This window comes from Bacillota bacterium, from assembly GCA_023511485.1.
In the GTDB taxonomy this organism is placed as follows: Bacteria; Actinomycetota; Aquicultoria; order Aquicultorales; family Aquicultoraceae; genus CADDYS01.
Genome location: JAIMBH010000006.1, coordinates 24,815 through 41,137 on the forward strand (window position 1 = coordinate 24,815; position 16,323 = coordinate 41,137).

Annotated in this window: 18 protein-coding genes and 2 other annotated features; of the genes, 17 read left to right on the forward strand and 1 reads right to left on the reverse strand. The window is 45.8% G+C overall.

Annotated features, from left to right (window positions below; translation table 11 throughout):
- Positions 1-88 precede the first annotated feature (88 nt).
- From hisB to K6T91_03095, 9 genes are all read left to right on the forward strand, one after another.
- A complete protein-coding gene (gene hisB, locus K6T91_03055; GenBank protein ID MCL6471772.1) occupies positions 89-685 on the forward strand; it encodes an imidazoleglycerol-phosphate dehydratase HisB in 597 nt (198 codons plus the stop codon).
- 139 nt (positions 686-824) lie between these two features.
- Positions 825-1,430, forward strand: coding sequence for an imidazole glycerol phosphate synthase subunit HisH (gene hisH, locus K6T91_03060; GenBank protein MCL6471773.1), 606 nt, complete (start codon positions 825-827; stop codon positions 1,428-1,430).
- On the forward strand, positions 1,427-2,167 hold the full coding sequence (gene hisA, locus K6T91_03065; GenBank protein ID MCL6471774.1) for a 1-(5-phosphoribosyl)-5-[(5-phosphoribosylamino)methylideneamino]imidazole-4-carboxamide isomerase: 741 nt from the start codon (positions 1,427-1,429) through the stop codon (positions 2,165-2,167). The genes hisH and hisA overlap by 4 nt, the downstream gene beginning before the upstream one ends.
- On the forward strand, positions 2,154-2,912 hold the full coding sequence (gene hisF / locus K6T91_03070) for an imidazole glycerol phosphate synthase subunit HisF (protein ID MCL6471775.1): 759 nt from the start codon (positions 2,154-2,156) through the stop codon (positions 2,910-2,912). Before hisA ends, hisF begins: the two co-directional genes overlap by 14 nt.
- A 101-nt stretch (positions 2,913-3,013) precedes the next feature.
- Complete coding sequence (locus K6T91_03075) at positions 3,014-3,211, forward strand: hypothetical protein (GenBank protein ID MCL6471776.1); 198 nt, start codon at positions 3,014-3,016, stop codon at positions 3,209-3,211.
- A 31-nt stretch (positions 3,212-3,242) separates the two neighbouring features.
- Positions 3,243-3,590, forward strand: a complete 348-nt coding sequence (gene hisI, locus K6T91_03080) for a phosphoribosyl-AMP cyclohydrolase (GenBank protein MCL6471777.1) — start codon at positions 3,243-3,245, stop codon at positions 3,588-3,590.
- A 306-nt stretch (positions 3,591-3,896) separates the two neighbouring features.
- Positions 3,897-4,460 (forward strand): DJ-1/PfpI family protein, encoded by a 564-nt coding sequence (locus K6T91_03085; protein MCL6471778.1) that lies wholly within the window; start codon positions 3,897-3,899, stop codon positions 4,458-4,460.
- A 67-nt stretch (positions 4,461-4,527) separates the two neighbouring features.
- Positions 4,528-4,848, forward strand: a binding site (T-box leader).
- Positions 4,849-5,017: 169 nt separating this feature from the next.
- The gene (gene trpE / locus K6T91_03090; GenBank protein ID MCL6471779.1) at positions 5,018-6,493 is read left to right on the forward strand and encodes an anthranilate synthase component I; all 1,476 of its coding nucleotides are present in this window, start codon (positions 5,018-5,020) and stop codon (positions 6,491-6,493) included.
- A gap of 270 nt (positions 6,494-6,763) precedes the next feature.
- A complete protein-coding gene (locus K6T91_03095) occupies positions 6,764-7,246 on the forward strand; it encodes an ATP-binding protein (GenBank protein ID MCL6471780.1) in 483 nt (160 codons plus the stop codon).
- 99 nt (positions 7,247-7,345) lie between these two features.
- On the opposite strand, the gene K6T91_03100 is transcribed toward K6T91_03095, so the two are convergent.
- Complete coding sequence (locus K6T91_03100; protein ID MCL6471781.1) at positions 7,346-8,023, reverse strand: hypothetical protein; 678 nt, start codon at positions 8,021-8,023, stop codon at positions 7,346-7,348.
- A gap of 391 nt (positions 8,024-8,414) precedes the next feature.
- Between K6T91_03100 and K6T91_03105 the strand changes: the two genes are divergently transcribed.
- The 8 genes from K6T91_03105 to trpS all read left to right on the forward strand — a co-directional run bounded on the left by K6T91_03105 (position 8,415) and on the right by trpS (position 16,313).
- A complete protein-coding gene (locus K6T91_03105; protein MCL6471782.1) occupies positions 8,415-8,975 on the forward strand; it encodes an RNA polymerase sigma factor in 561 nt (186 codons plus the stop codon).
- The gene (locus K6T91_03110) at positions 8,965-9,960 is read left to right on the forward strand and encodes a DUF5667 domain-containing protein (GenBank protein MCL6471783.1); all 996 of its coding nucleotides are present in this window, start codon (positions 8,965-8,967) and stop codon (positions 9,958-9,960) included. Before K6T91_03105 ends, K6T91_03110 begins: the two co-directional genes overlap by 11 nt.
- Positions 9,961-10,155: 195 nt before the next feature.
- Positions 10,156-10,476: a binding site (T-box leader), on the forward strand.
- Positions 10,477-10,647: 171 nt separating this feature from the next.
- Positions 10,648-11,238, forward strand: a complete 591-nt coding sequence (locus K6T91_03115; GenBank protein ID MCL6471784.1) for an aminodeoxychorismate/anthranilate synthase component II — start codon at positions 10,648-10,650, stop codon at positions 11,236-11,238.
- Between the two features lie 17 nt (positions 11,239-11,255).
- Positions 11,256-12,287: an anthranilate phosphoribosyltransferase gene (gene trpD, locus K6T91_03120; protein ID MCL6471785.1), complete on the forward strand. Its 1,032-nt coding sequence runs from the start codon at positions 11,256-11,258 to the stop codon at positions 12,285-12,287.
- Entirely contained in the window at positions 12,284-13,081 is a 798-nt protein-coding gene (trpC, locus tag K6T91_03125) for an indole-3-glycerol phosphate synthase TrpC (protein ID MCL6471786.1), read from the forward strand. Before trpD ends, trpC begins: the two co-directional genes overlap by 4 nt.
- 82 nt (positions 13,082-13,163) lie before the next feature.
- A complete protein-coding gene (locus K6T91_03130; protein ID MCL6471787.1) occupies positions 13,164-14,498 on the forward strand; it encodes a TrpB-like pyridoxal phosphate-dependent enzyme in 1,335 nt (444 codons plus the stop codon).
- A 49-nt stretch (positions 14,499-14,547) separates the two neighbouring features.
- On the forward strand, positions 14,548-15,204 hold the full coding sequence (locus K6T91_03135) for a phosphoribosylanthranilate isomerase (protein ID MCL6471788.1): 657 nt from the start codon (positions 14,548-14,550) through the stop codon (positions 15,202-15,204).
- Between the two features lie 113 nt (positions 15,205-15,317).
- A complete protein-coding gene (trpS, locus tag K6T91_03140) occupies positions 15,318-16,313 on the forward strand; it encodes a tryptophan--tRNA ligase (protein ID MCL6471789.1) in 996 nt (331 codons plus the stop codon).
- Positions 16,314-16,323 lie beyond the last annotated feature (10 nt).

Genomic DNA, 16,323 nt, shown 5'->3' on the forward strand with positions numbered 1-16,323 from the left:
TGACCGCCGGTTGCGGCGTGCACTTAAGAAAGAACTTATTTAATATTTAAGGTTGTACCGTTTTTACCGGGTGTAACTGGAGGACAAATTGGATAGGGTATCTAAAGTAGCAAGGAAAACCAAGGAAACGGATATTCGGGTCGAATTGAGCCTGGATGGGCAGGGTAACACTGAAATAAACACGGGCATCCCGTTCTTTAACCACATGCTATCCGCGTTGGGTAAGCACGGCATTCTTGATCTAAAAGTAATAGCCAAAGGGGACCTTGAGGTAGATGGCCACCATACTGTTGAAGACGTTGGGATATGCCTGGGCCAGGCGTTAAAAGAAGCCCTGGGTGACAAAAGAGGGATAAGGCGCTACGGAAGCGCTGTTATACCTATGGATGAGTCTCTCGCGCTTGTTGCGATGGATATAAGCGGTAGGCCATACCTTGTCTATGATGTTAATTTGCCGGTTGAGACAATAGGGACGTATGATACAAATCTAACAGTCGAGTTCTTACAGGCATTTGTAGCCAGCGCAGGAGTAACTCTACATGTTAAGATGTTATCAGGCAGAAACGCACACCATATGGTTGAAGCCATATTTAAAGGATTGGCGCTGGCACTGCAGGCCGCAGTTGAAATCAATCCAAGAGTAGCGGAAATGGTGCCTTCAACAAAAGACATGATTGAAGGATAAAGTGTTGGCGCTATAACGCAAGTTTTAGTTAAGAATTAAAATAGTAAATTGCAACGCAAAACTCAGAGCCCTGAGGGGCTCTGAATGGGCCGCAGTCTAAGCAAAGCGGAGAAGGACTCTGGATAGGGTGAGACAAAATTTGATAGCCATAATCGACTATGGAATGGGGAATTTGCGAAGCGTTGAGAAGGCTTTTGAGAAGCTAGGCTTTGAAGTTGCGATATCGAGCGATCCTGGCTTCATTAGCCGGGCTGATGGCGTTATACTGCCTGGCGTCGGTGCATTCGCTGACTGCATGGCAAATCTTCTCTCAGCCGGTATGGAAAGAGCTGTTAGGGATAGTATAGCAAGCGGCAAACCGTTTCTCGGTATCTGCCTTGGTCTGCAGCTTCTCTTTAGACAGAGCGAGGAAGACGGCCTGCACGATGGACTTGCTATTTTTGATGGCAGAGTAAGAAGGCTTCCTGAGGGTCAAAAAATCCCTCATATGGGATGGAACCAGGTAAGATATACAAAGCGAGCACCTATTTTCGAGGGCGTTCCTGAGGGGTCCAATTTTTACTTTGTCCATTCCTATTATGTGGACCCGGATGATAAAGGGATTATAGCTACGACTACGGATTACGGCTTGGAATTTACATCCAGTGTGTGGAGTGAGAATATATTTGCCGTCCAGTTTCATCCGGAAAAAAGCGGTGAAGTTGGCCTAAAAGTATTGGCAAATTTTGGGAGGTTATGCAAGTGATAATTTACCCGGCCATCGATATCATGGATGGTAAATGCGTGCGGTTGTATCAGGGACGTGCAGATAAGGTCACCGTGTATGCGGATGAGCCAGCCGATATGGCTTTGAGATGGCAGAGCGAAGGCGCCGAATTTTTGCACTTAGTTGACCTTAATGGTGCCTTCGAGGGCTCGCTACGAAATCTGGCCGCTGTTGAAAATATCGTAAATGCCGTAAACATCCCGGTTCAGTTGGGCGGCGGCTTAAGAACTTTAGAAGACCTGGATAAGGTCTTCAGCGTTGGTATTTCCAGGGCGATACTTGGTACCTCTGTTATCACAAACCCTGAGCTTGTTAAAGCGGCCTGTTCAAAGTATCCGGGTAAAATAGTTGCCGGAATCGACGCTCGGGACGGCAGAGTTTCTATCAAAGGCTGGGTCGAGGATACCGATATCTTTGCCTCCGACTTAGCTATGCAGCTTGAGCTGTATGGTATCAGCCGAATCGTATATACTGATATACTGTCAGACGGCACGCAAAAAGGGGTAAACATTTTTGCCACAGAGGAGCTTGCTGAGAATATAAACATACCTGTTATAGCGTCGGGTGGCGTATCCACTATAAGTGATATCCATCAACTAAAACCACTGCAGGCCTCCGGGGTCGAAGGTGTGATAATTGGACGCGCTCTCTATGAGGGAAAATTTACCTTGGCCGAGGCAATAGAGGCCGCGAGGTGGGATCATGCTAACCGTTAGGGTAATCCCCTGCCTTGATGTGCATGCGGGGCGTGTTGTAAAAGGCGTAAACTTTGTGAATCTGCGCGATGCCGGCGATCCGGTTGAGCTTGCCTCGGCCTACGACAAAGAAGGAGCAGATGAACTAGTCTTTCTGGACATAACCGCCTCCCATGAAGGGCGCGATACTATCTTTGATGTCGCCTCACGCACAGCCGAGGAAGTGTTCATTCCCTACACCGTTGGCGGCGGCATTAAGTCGAGCGATGATATAAGGCGTATGTTAAGCACGGGTGCAGATAAAATCTCGATGAATAGCGCAGCCGTTAGAAATCCTGAACTAATCAGGGAAACGTCCCGCCGGTTTGGCTCGCAGTGTATAGTTGTTGCGATCGATGCAAGAAAAGTAGGGCCGGATAAATGGGAGGTCTACGTAAATGGTGGGCGTGTGCCAGTCGGCCTCGACGCAGTCGAATGGGCCAGAAAAGTTGAGGAGCTTGGAGCTGGCGAGATTCTTTTGACTAGTATGGATTGTGATGGCACAAAAGACGGTTACGACCTGCCGCTTACCAGGGCGATAGTTAATGCGGTCAACATTCCGGTTATCGCATCTGGAGGTGCCGGAAAACTTGAACATTTCGCGGAAGTTATTGTTGAGACAGGAGCCGACGCCGTACTTGCTGCTTCCCTGTTCCACTATGGCGAGCTATCCATCCGCGAAGTAAAAGAGTATATGGCTAAGCAGGGAATTCCGGTGAGGATGTAGGCCTGGGAGAAAAGGGTCCATGGTTAGTCCATGAACCTTAAACTATTATGGGTATCATCTCTAATGTCGTAATATAGTAAATATCGGGGGAGATGGTACGCATGCTGGAGAGCGATGTCGGAAGGGCTCATATAAAAAGCATTATTGATAAGCATCTGGTTGAGGCGGGATTTGATCCGTACGAGGGCGAAATGGCAAGAATAATCGATGCTGTTAGCCGGGCGGTTCAAGATATACTAAAGGAGTTTGCTGTGTCGCTTGCAGAACAGGTCAGGCCCAACCAACCTGGCGGTTTTTAGCAAAAAATCAAGAATGTAAAGGAGAGCGTGAGTGCAAGTATTAGATGAGCTGAAATTTGACGACAAAGGGCTTATACCCGCTGTTATTCAGGAGGTAGGGACTAACGAAGTGTTAATGGTTGCCTATATGGATAAAGAGGCGGTCAAGAGAACTGTTGAATCAGGAAGAACCTGGTTTTGGAGCAGGAGCCGCCAGGAGTACTGGTGCAAAGGGGAAACGTCTGGAAATATTCAAAACGTCAAAGAAATCCGCTATGATTGCGATCTTGATTGCCTTCTCGTTCTGGTAGAACAAATTGGCGTTGCCTGCCACACCGGCAACAAAACCTGTTTCTTTCGCGCGATCGATAAGAAAACTGGCGAAAGCATCGATCTTTAGTTGGTATAGTTGGTCGCCTGCCAATTGAAATTACCAATCATACTGCTAGCCAATAGTGTATGTATTTAGCCTAAACTAAATTAGCCTAAACAAAACAATCAAATCATCTGCAATAACCTGTGATTAGAACTCAGATACTTCTCTAAAATCGCAAATGGATTTTCCAAGCATAAAAGCAGTACTTGGTTTTGTTTACGTATTGTGCTTGATGGCGGATTTTTACCCAACCTTAACGCTAAAAAGAGGATACGGGGGTAAAAATACGTATGGGTAGAGCTAAGGCTTATAAATCTGGAGGGATTCAAGATGGCCGATATGATGAATAAAACGGTGCTGTTCTTAGCAGTTAATGGATTTGAGGCAAGGGCATTTGAGACGCTATGGAGCTGCTTTGGAAATCTTAACGCATCCACGCGCATTGCCAGTTTTAACGCTGATGACGAGATAAGGAGTGTTGACGGTATTGTCAACACTCGCAGCGACATGTCGTTTAATGATGCCGCTGTGCGGATGCCCGGCGATCAACCGTTCCCCGATGTTGTTGTTATAGCGGATAATAAGACAGCTGAGGCAATTATGAATGATGATGATGCGTTAACTATTATAAGGGATGCAAACGACCGTGGGGCGGCAGTTGTAGCAATCGATGATGGCGTGAAAGCTCTTATCGCCGCAGATGTTATAAGCGGGCGAACGGTTGCAGCACCACGGGAACTAAGCGATGAACTGCAGAAAGTGGGCGCAAAGCTCTCAGAAGTGCCCCTTGCGGTAAGCGATAACATCTTCACGGCGATTTCAGAAGGTGATTTGATGGCTTTATGTAATCTGGTTTCTGATTACATCACGGGGCTGGAAGAGGAGGTAGCGTAGGCTCAAAGCGCATTAAGCAAATTGACACCCCTTCCCCCATGTGATAACCTGATACTAAATAAATAGCTTAAAGCCATAGATGGGGAAAGTAGGCTAGAGAAGAAGGTAATAAGCGAGCCGGGTTTGGTGAAAGCCGGTACCGGAAGACTAGCTGAGTGGGCCCCGGAGGCGCAAGGGCGAAATTAGAAATTAGAAAGTAAAAGCTAATATCTAAGAGTAGTCCTGCCGGAGTCTTCACCGTTAAAAGAAGAGGGATATAAATAGCCTTAAAAGCTATCGTATCCTAAAAGAGGCAGAGTAAAAGATGTTAGAGATTGTTTTTAGATTCTAATATCTGGTCTCTGTAAAGTTGGGTGGCACCACGAGAGAGATAACCCTCGTCCCATGATAGGGATTTGAGGGTTTTTTTATTTTTATAACTTTTTAGCTATCAGCAGTTAGCTAAAGAAGAATAAAAACTAATAGCTGCGAGCTGAAAGCTGAGAGCTAGTAGCTAATAGAGAAAATAGAGCGTTATTAATTAAAAATGACCGATATAAAACAGGCGGAGGATTAGCATGTATACACCATCCAGAAGCGAGTTTAAGAAGCTGGCATCAGAGCACAACCTTATTCCGGTTTACAGGGAAATTATCGCCGATATGGATACGCCCGTTTCCGCGTTTAATAAGCTGGGGGATGAAGTCGGATCGTTTTTGCTTGAAAGTGTTGTTGGTGGAGATCAGCTCGGCAGGTATTCATTTTTGGGCAGCGATCCTTATCTGATAATTACTGCGCGCGGGAATAGAGTAACGATTGAAGGCAAGGAAGAGGCTCAGCTGGATAACGTAGATGACCCATTAAAAATAGTTGAGGAGAAGGTGCTCGCGTTTAACGCAGCGCAAGTAAACGGCCTTCCCCCTTTTTTTGGTGGTGCTGTCGGGTATATCGGGTACGATGCTGTTAGATATTTCGAGCGCATACCTAAAACTGCGGTCGATGATTTAAAAATCCCAGAGATGGTATTTCTTTTTACCGATACCGTTATCGCCTTCGATCACATTAAGCACAAAATAAAGGTGATCGCCAACATGCGAATCAACGGCGGTGATATCAATAAGCTTTACAGCAAAGCTATAGAAAAAATTGATCATATAATAAAGAAACTGAGAAATCCACATACTTCCACCCAGCTGGTTGAAATGGCAAGGTATAAAACCAAAGAATTCTCATCCAATGTTTCCGAGGAGCAATTTATCGAAATGGTTAAAAAGGCAAAGGAATATATTCACAGCGGCCATATATTTCAGGTGGTTCTGTCGCAGAGGTTCTCAACGCCTTTAAAAATCCCCCCGTTTGATGTGTACCGTGTCCTGCGGACAATCAATCCATCGCCTTACATGATCTACCTTAAGCTAAAAGATTGCACAATCGCGGGTGCCTCACCTGAACCTTTGATCCAGGTGCAGGACGGCGCCGTAACGACAAGGCCAATTGCTGGAACGAGGCCAAGGGGAAAGACTACAGAAGAGGAGCAAAAGCTGGAGCAGGACCTTTTGGCGGATGAGAAGGAAAAGGCCGAGCACGTCATGCTTGTTGATCTTGGGAGAAACGATATTGGAAGGGTCTGTAGAGCTGGAACAGTCAAGGTGGATGACTTGATGTATGTCGAAAGATATTCACACGTGATGCACATTGTTTCCACTGTAAGTGGAAAACTGGCTGAGGGCAAAAGTGCATTTGATGCGCTACGAGCTACATTTCCGGCAGGTACCGTGTCGGGTGCTCCTAAAATTAGGGCGATGGAGATAATCGACGAGCTTGAGCCGACTGCAAGGGGACCTTACGCAGGAATTTACGGTTACTTTGGGTTTAATGGAAGCCTTGATTGTGGAATAACTATAAGAACGATAGTTGTGAAGGACGGACGGGCCTATATTCAGGCCGGTGCCGGAATTGTGGCTGATTCGGTTCCTGAAAAAGAATACATAGAGACCAAAAACAAAGCCAGGGCACTTTTTGCTGCTGTTGACCAGGCTGGGTATATGATGTAAATAATAAGTATGTCAAAAGTATATCGATTAGTATTCAGGTTGATTTGCTTGTTAAGTTAGCTAACGCTTTGCTGTTGACGTTACCTCTACATGCCCATAAAATCAAAGTCGGAATGGTGTCAAAGTTGGAATACTATAAACAGAATAATTTGGAAGACTTCTAAATTACCCTGTTAAAGTCTAAGCATATAGCTACGTTTATCTCTCCGAACTGCTCTAGGCTGGTTTAGCATAAAGCCTTTTAGGCTTTACAGAAGGGGATTGAATCTTTTGCAAAAGCAAAGACTTAAAGGTAGGCAAAAGAAGTGTGCGGGTTGCGCACTGCATAAGAGCGAGAAAGAGATCGCCATAAGAAGCGAATCCGTAAACCTAGCCACAGTGAGAAATCATATTAGGGAAATAGGCGAAAGCTGCAATCTCAGTGAAAGACAAATCTTTGATCTTCAAGTCGCAGTCGGTGAGGCGACTGCAAATGCTATTGAACATGGATCTCCGGTTGGTCCCGATAACATTGTGCTGATTAAGGCACGCTGTGATGGCAAAGCTCTGGTCATAGTAGTCAAGGATCAGGGGAAGTTTAAGCGCCGTATGCCTGACCCTGGTATAGAACAAACCAACTTCCGAGGGCGTGGCATTCCGTTGATGCTTGCCCTTATGGATCGAGTCACCATTGATGAGGGCAAGGAAGGCACAAGCGTTATATTGATGAAAAAGATTGTCAACGATGATAGCAATGGCGTTGCTAACGAATAAATAAAAAGACCCGATTGACTATCGGGTCTTTTTATTTATGGTGCGCTGGTTGCTTAGATCGTGCTCCTTGCTCTTTAGGCTACCTACTTATTCTCATCCTTAGAAACCTGCGGTTGAGCTCTCTGTTATTGTGCTGCTCGTCTCGATTGTTCCACTGGTCTCTACCGTACCGCTGGTTTCAGCTGTACCTGTTGTTTCAGTGCCGCCCCCGGTATTATTACCAATATCGGTGTATACAGGGCCGAGGCCAAGCCATGAGGCGAATTTGTTCACAACGGTTTTTAGAGCATCTACTGCGCTGATCGTTCCATTGGCAATTTTTCTCTCAATATTTCGCATGATTTTGCTCATCGCTTTGGCAATACCCTTGCCCCTGTGCGTGCCACCATTGGCACTTTCGCTATCTTCAGCGCTCGCGTTAATTCTTTTGTTCTCTTTAATCTCTTTTATCTTTTTGTGCTCGTTTGCCTTCTCCTTGCCCCATGCTTTGTTCTCAGCAGTATCGCTATCGTTATTAGTGTCCTCTGCCTCTTTGATACCTTTTTCCTTGAACTCTTTGCTTTTCTCTTTCTTTTCTCTGTGCTTTATCCGGGCTGCGGCGTTATTGCCAGCGTTATCTGCTTCACTTTGCCCAATGTCCTCATTAGCATCTGCGTCCTGTTCGCTATAGACCTGTGTTTGAGATTGCCCGGAAAATCCCCGCTCGTTTTTTGCAAGTACAGTAGCAGGCGCTACAAGCATTGCTACTATTAGTAGGGCCAAAAGTTTCTTTAACATGTTTATTCCTCCTCATATTCAGAAATTTAACCTGATAAAGCAAGTTTTCGTACCAATTGCTTTTAAGGGATTTTTAATCCTTAAAAGCGTTTGCCGCAGCAGCTTTCAATATCTAAAACGGAGATAGTCTTTCGGAGTTACGGCTAAATTTAAAATTGCTTATAGATATTCCTATTGTTAATTATCATGGCGGTAATTACCTTAGTTTTGGCCTGTTTGTGGTTTATATCGGAATAAAGTTAAAATAAAAAGAGTAATCTATAATCTATAGAGCTGGCGCAAATTATTAAGTAAGAGCAAGCCGGTTCCTTTTCCTTTTGGGCGATATTTAGCGGTTTTGCGTTACCTTAGGATTGTTTTTCCGTTTATATAAATGAAAGCACTAGAGGCTATGGATAACAATGAGCATTTAAAACAGTTAGTAGAGCGAGCTAAGAATTACGATTCTGAGGCCTTTGGGCAACTGTACGATATGTACTTTGACAAGGTGTTTGGATATGCCTACTACAAAGTAGGTAATCGTTATGAGGCTGAGGACATAGCTGAACAGGTGTTTTTGAGAGCCTTGGAGAGCATATCGGGGTTCGAATGGAGAGGTATTCCGTTTTCAGCCTGGCTGTTCAGGATAGCATCCAACCTGGTTGTCGACTACTACAGGTCAAACAAGTACAAGATGGTTGACATTGGGGAGGAAGCAGACCTTGCGCTAGATGATAGTCACGACCCAGAGCACACGGTGCTGAAGGAATTGGACCGCAAAGAGGTTGTAAGTGCGATACGCAGTTTAACCGACGAGCAACAACAGGTGATTATCCTGCGATTTATCGTTGGGCTATCAAACGAAGAGGTTGCCAAGGCCATCAATAAAAATATTGGTGCGGTTAAGGCTCTGCAGCATCGGGCAATTGGGGCCCTAGGCAGAATACTGGATGGGATTAGCGATGAAGCCTAACATTAATGAGATATTCGATAAGTGCATAGAGGCGATAGAGGGCGGGCAAAGTACGGTTGAGGATTGCTTGAGCACGTACTCTGAAATCCGGGCAGAACTCGAACCCATGTTAGCTGCTGTCATCAAGCTTAACAAAGCGGGCAGAATTGCACCTGATGCAAGGAGAAAACAGGATGCCAGGGCTAGGCTGATGGAAGCAGTAGAGCAGAAACGCTGGGAAGCAGGGGTCGAACGCAAAGCGGTGCCAACAGGCTTAAAGCGTTTATCCAAGTGGCGGACTGGGTTTGCCCGGCTGGTTGCAATTACGGCTATTTTTATGCTATTAAGCGGCACAACGCTAGCTTTTGCGAGAGAAAGCATGCCTGGGAGCATTTTATATCCGGTTAAAATTGCATTTGAGAAGGCAAAAATTGGCCTGACAATGGATAGGGTTGCAAAGAGCAAACTTTATCTTAGCGCAGCGCAGGAGAGGATATCCGAGCTAAAGAGGCTTAAAGACGACGATGCGCATTACGAAGAGCTAGTAGCGGCTGTTGCTGAAAACATTCAAAAAGCTGGCCAGACTTGGGGCCGAGACCATTCGGAAGAATTTGAGGACGTCTTAGCAGATATGGCAGGTAAAAACAAAGAGGTCTTAAAAAACATACTCGATAAAGTACCACCAAGCGCGAAGCCTGCACTCGAGCGTGCCATTGAAAACTCAGAAAAAGCAAGCGAAAAACCAGGCAAAGTTGATAAGGATACGCAGGTAGATACCCCTGTGAAGCCAAAGACCGAGCAAAAACCAAAACGTGACAACGGTAATAAGAATAGTAATAGTAACGGCAATAGAGGGCGTTCTTACGGTACGACACCTTCAACAAACCAGGAGCGCGAGAATTATCGGAATGATTCTTACGATAGAGATTCTGATGAAGAGGGCCTCAATAAAGAGGGTCAAGATAGAAGAACTGAAAGCTCGAATACCAAAGGTTATAAGATGTAAGATGCCATCTACCCTGCCTCCCCCATCGAGCGTTATATTTTCTATTTCTCGGGCAGTGAATTATTCAATGCCGCTACCAGGTAGCGGCATTGGCATGTTTGGAGCCAGGGCAAAGGCTAAAATATCCAAAATAATACCAAGATAATAAATTGACACCCCTTCCCCCATGTGATAACCTGATACTAAATAAATAGCTTAAAGCCATAGATGGGGAAAGTAGGCTAGAGAAGAAGGTAATAAGCGAGCCGGGTTTGGTGAAAGCCGGTACCGGAAGACTAGCTGAGTGGGCCCCGGAGGCGCAAGGGCGAAATTAGAAATTAGAAAGTAAAAGCTAATATCTAAGAGTAGTCCTGCCGGAGTCTTCACCGTTAAAAGAAGAGGGATATAAATAGCCTTAAAAGCTATCGTATCCTAAAAGAGGCAGAGTAAAAGATGTTAGAGATTGTTTTTAGATTCTAATATCTGGTCTCTGTAAAGTTGGGTGGCACCACGAGAGAGATAACCCTCGTCCCATGATAGGGATTTGAGGGTTTTTTTATTTTTATAACTTTTTAGCTATCAGCAGTTAGCTAAAGAAGAATAAAAACTAATAGCTGCGAGCTGAAAGCTGAGAGCTAGTAGCTAATAGAGAAAATAGAGCGTTATTAATTAAAAATGACCGATATAAAACAGGCGGAGGATTAGCAAATGATCGTTATGATCGATAACTACGATTCATTTACGTTTAATTTGGTGCAGTATCTCTCGGAGATGGGCGAGAGGCTTATGGTTTTTAGAAATGATGAAGTGTCGGTCAAAGATGTTATAGCGATGCAGCCGGATAAGATTGTAATATCACCAGGTCCAGGAAGACCTGATGATGCTGGCATCTCGGTTGATTTGATAAAGGAAGCGGCAGGAAAAGTGCCAGTGCTTGGTGTGTGCCTTGGCCACCAGTCTATAGGGCAGGCTTTTGGTGGAAGAATTGTACATGCCGGTACATTGGTTCACGGCAAAACATCGCAAATATACCATGACAGAAAAACAATATTCCAAGACATACCAAACCCGTTTGTTGCAACGCGGTACCATTCGCTGGTGATCGAGAGAGAATCGCTTCCTGCATGCCTTGAGATATCGGCAGAGACGCAGGATGGCTTGATAATGGCAATAAGGCATCGCGAGCTGCCTATCGAGGGCGTCCAGTTCCATCCTGAATCAATACTTACAAAAGAGGGAAAGGCGATTCTAAGGAATTTCTTAAAAACAAACCAGCCAAAGAGGGTGGCTATCGGATAGGAGTGAGGAGGAAGGGTATGATAACTCAAGCTATACAAACGGTTATTGAAAATAAGCACCTGACGATGGAAGAGGCAGAGCGCGTAATGGATGTCATAATGAGCGGGGACGCTACGCCAGCTCAAATAGCTTCGCTCATAACCGCTTTGAGAATGAAAGGCGAAACGGTTGATGAAATTTCCGGTTTTGCAAAAACTATGCGTGAAAAAGCTAGCCGGATAAGTCCGGAAGTTGTGGATATTGTAGACACCTGCGGCACAGGCGGTGATCAGCTGCACACGTTTAACATCTCAACAACCTCAGCTTTTGTCGTAGCGGGAGCCGGGGTACCTGTAGCAAAACATGGCAATCGTTCGGTGTCGAGCAAAAGCGGAAGCGCCGATGTTCTAGAGGCATTAGGAGTGCGCATTGACCTGCCCCCCGAAGATGTAAAAAGCTGTATCGAGGAGATTGGTATTGGGTTTATGTTTGCCCCCAACTTTCATAGCGCAATGAAACATGCGATCGGCCCAAGGCGTGAGATCGGTGTGCGCACTGTATTTAATATTCTTGGCCCACTAACCAATCCCGCTAATGCGACAGCCCAGCTTTTGGGCGTATATGACCCTTCCTTAACTGCAGTTATGGCTCTTGTACTTGGAAACCTTGGTGTAAAACACGCTCTTGTCGTTCATGGTGATGGTGGGCTTGATGAACTGTCAAACACGGGCGAGAGTATAATCGCCGAGCTAAAAGATGGTCAGGTTAACACTTATACCATTAAACCTGAAGATTGCGGGGTTAGTCGCGCAACTATCGAGGATTTGAAAGGCGGAACAGCAAAGGAGAATGCGGCAATAACACTCGACATCTTAAGAGGCGAAAAAGGTCCGAAAAGAGACATTGTTTTGATGAATGCGGCGGCCGCGCTTATAGCAGCCGATAGGGCCGTGTCCTTTAAAGATGGGATGAAGAAAGCGGCAGAATCAATTGATAGCGGCAGCGCACTTGCCAAACTAGAGGCCCTGCGTAATTTCAAAGTAAAACCTGGCGTAGAAGAACTAAAATGATACTTGACCAAATCGTTGCCGACAAGAAAATATACGTTGAAGAGGCCAAAACAAAAAGGTCCGTTGAGGCATTGATATCCGCAAGCAGGGATAACAAGCGCAGTCTTATTGGTTCTATAAAGGCGCGAAAGCCGGCTATTATAGCGGAGATTAAGAAGCGCTCACCTTCAGGCGGAGAGATGAATTCGGGCTATGGTCTGGCTGAACTTGCCTCGATATATGAAGCCAACGGTGCCGCAGGCATATCGGTCTTAACCGACGAGAAATATTTTGGCGGCAAACCTGAGGATATGCTTAAAGTAAGGGAGGTGGTATCGCTCCCTATTCTGCGGAAGGATTTTATCATTGATGAGTACCAGATCTATGAGGCTAAGGCCTTTGGAGCTGATGCTATACTTCTGATAACTGCAATTCTTGATGATGGCACGATTGATCGGTTTATCACTCTTGCGCACGAGTTAGGACTTGAGGTCTTGCTTGAATCCCACACCGAGGATGAAATCAGGCGGTCGGTAACTACCGGGACCAAGCTGCTGGGGATAAATAACCGCAACCTGCATACGCTGCAAACCGATTTAAGAACTTCTGTTGATTTACTGAGGTTTATCCCGGATGATAGGATTGCAATAAGCGAGAGCGGTATTTCGAGCAGTTCAGATATCAGGAGACTATTTGATGCTGGAGCCGACGGATTTCTAATTGGGGAGGCGCTATTAAAAAGCGGCAACCCAGGCCGGCAATTGGCCGAGTTTATTAGCGGGGTTCAGGATATAGAGGTCAGTAGCCGGGATTAATAGACTTAACAACTAGTAACTTGGCAGCTAAAGCTAAAAACTTAATGGATAAGTTTTAAATAAAACAAAGGAGTGAATCGATTTGGAAACAACAAAATTTATTCTAAGCGAAAAGGAGATGCCTACCGCGTGGTATAACATCCTGGCCGATCTGCCTTATCCACCGGAGCCTTATCTTCACCCGGTGACGAAAGAGCCGATTGGTCCAGATGATTTGGCCCCGCTTTTCCCGATGGCACTGATTGCCCAGGAGGTCAGCACCGAGCGGTATATCGAGATTCCGGATGAGGTGCTCGCTGTCTATAATCTCTATAGACCGGGAACATTATTTAGAGCACGCAGGCTTGAGAAAATACTCGATACTCCTGCAAAGATCTACTACAAATACGAAGGCGGAAATGCAACAGGTAGTCACAAGCCAAATACAGCTATCGCGCAGGCGTATTATAACAAACAGGAAGGTATAAAGAGACTTACAACCGAGACTGGCGCGGGCCAATGGGGCAGTGCGCTATCGATGGCGTGCAGTTTCTTCGGCATGGAATGCGTGGTTTATATGGTTAAAGTGAGCTACAACCAAAAACCATATCGGCGTTCATTGATGGAGGTCTATGGCGCGACGGTTTACGCAAGCCCGACAACTAATACTCAGGCGGGACGTAAGATACTTGAGGCCGATCCGGATTCCCCCGGTAGCTTGGGTATTGCAATTAGCGAGGCGGTTGAGGAGGCCGCAACGAGAGACGATACCCATTATTCTTTGGGAAGTGTACTAAACCATGTGCTCTTGCACCAAACGGTTATAGGTCTTGAGGCCAAGAAACAGATGGAAATGGCCGGAGATTATCCGGACATTATTATCGGATGTTGTGGAGGCGGCAGTAATTTTGCTGGACTTACCTTCCCATTCCTTCAGGATAAATTCGCCGGCAGGGATATGAGGGTGATTGCTGTAGAACCAAAAGCTTGCCCAACCTTGACAGAGGGTGAATACAGATACGATTTTGGCGACACCGCCGGTATGACACCGCTTACCAAAATGTATACGCTTGGGCACGATTTTGTTCCAGCCGGCATTCATGCAGGTGGTTTGAGATACCATGGTGACTCGCCCATTGTAAGCTTATTGTACGAGAAGGGTGTAATCGAAGCGGTTGCATATCACCAGACAAGTGTGTTTGAGGCCGCGCTTCAATTTGCAAGAGCAGAAGGGATTGTACCGGCACCTGAGAGCTCGCATGCAATCCGTGCTGCTATCGACGAAGCCCTGAAGGCTAAAGAAGCTGGTGAGGAAAAGGTAATTCTCTTCGGTCTGAGCGGAAACGGTTACTTTGATATGACGGCTTACGATAGCTATCTAAAGGAAGGACTCAAAGACTACGATTTCGCGCTCGCCTGCAGCGAAGAAGATAGATAAAGCGCTACGAGACCGGGAGACCGGGCAGTGTAAGGAGCAAGGCAATAAATTGGTAAAAGTAAAAATATGCGGTATCACCAACATAGAAGATGCCCTTATAGCCGTGGATTTGGGAGCAGATGCTCTTGGATTTGTCTTTGCAGAAAGCCCACGGAAGGTCACTCCCGAACAGGCTGCTAAGATTATTGGCGAGCTACCGCCGTTTGTGACGACGGTTGGGGTTTTTGTTAACCGTCCCTATGACGAGGTCAAAATGATAGCCGATTTTTGTGGGTTAGATGCTTTGCAGTTTCATGGTGAGGAAAATACGTCGTATTGCCGGCTATTCAACCAAAAGGTTATTAAAGCTTTTAGAATGCGCAACTATACCGAAATTGAAGAGTGGATATTTCAGGAGAACGAGTACGAGGCAAATACATTACTGGATCCAACTAGCAACGTTGTGGCCTTCCTGGTTGATGCGTATGCACGGGGCAAGCATGGTGGAACCGGAATTCATCTTAACTGGGATCTGGTTCGGAACTTGGAATCAAGAAAGCCATTGATTCTTGCCGGAGGTCTAAACCACAAAAATGTTGCACTTGCCATAAAGGTTGTAAAACCGTATGCAGTTGATGTTAGTAGTGGAGTTGAATTAAAACCGGGTAAAAAGGATAGGTACAAGTTGCGTGAATTCATGAAAGTTGTTAAGGAATGCGATAGATAGCAGCGCGTACTGCAAGAAGTGCTAGAAGCTAATGTAATGTAATGATTGGGGGCCGGATAAGCTGAGCGCAAAATGCTTCTAAAAACAGGCAAATTGGCTTTCAGCTGTAAATAATCATGAGAGAGCGGTATTTTAGCGGGATACAGCCCACAGGGGCGTTACATATCGGCAATTACCTTGGGGCTATCAAGAGCTGGATTGACCTGCAGGATAACTATGAGGGAATATTTGGCATAGTTGATTACCACGCCATAACCGAGCCATATAAACCGGAGGACATGGCAAGAAGGGTTATCGACGCGGCTCTCGATTATCTGGCGGCTGGACTTGACCCAAACAAAAGCATAATTATGATACAGTCCCTGGTTCCCGAACATACCGAGATGGCCTGGCTGTTAAACACAGTGACTCCGGTCTCATGGGTTGAGAGAGTGCCGACCTATAAGGAGAAAGCCAAGCGGCTTCGCGTGAGCGTAAATATGGGGCTTTTAAGTTATCCAGTTTTGATGGCGGCCGATATTGTGCTGTACAAGAGCACAATAGTGCCGGTAGGCGAGGATCAGATTCCGCACCTGGAACTAGCAAGAGAGATCGTAAGGGCTTTTAACAGTAAGTTTGGAGATATCTTCCCTGAGCCGGTACCCTATTTAGGCACAGGATCGAAAATAATGTCGCTTACTGAGCCAACCAAGAAGATGAGCAAGAGTCTTGGCCCGCAAAACTACATAGCAATAGCCGATCCTCCTGATGTCATCCGCGCAAAATTAGCAAAGGCAGTAACCGATATAGGGCCGAGGGGCGAAGAGATGAGCCCTGGAGTAAAAAATCTGTTCCAGTTGATGAAAATCTTCTCGTCGGAGGCGACATACAAGCATTTCATGGGGCTGTATGAGGAGGGGAAAATCCGCTACTTCGATATGAAAGAGAAGCTGGCGGATGACGTAATTAGCGCTCTTGGACCGATAAGAGATCGCAGGCAGGAGTTAGCACTAAGGCCGGATTACGTAAGAGACCTCCTAATTGAGGGAAGCCGAAAAGCAAGAGAGATTGCCAGACAAACCCTTTTAGAGGCAAAGACTAACATGGGTCTGAATTATTATATGGACTAAAACACTGCAT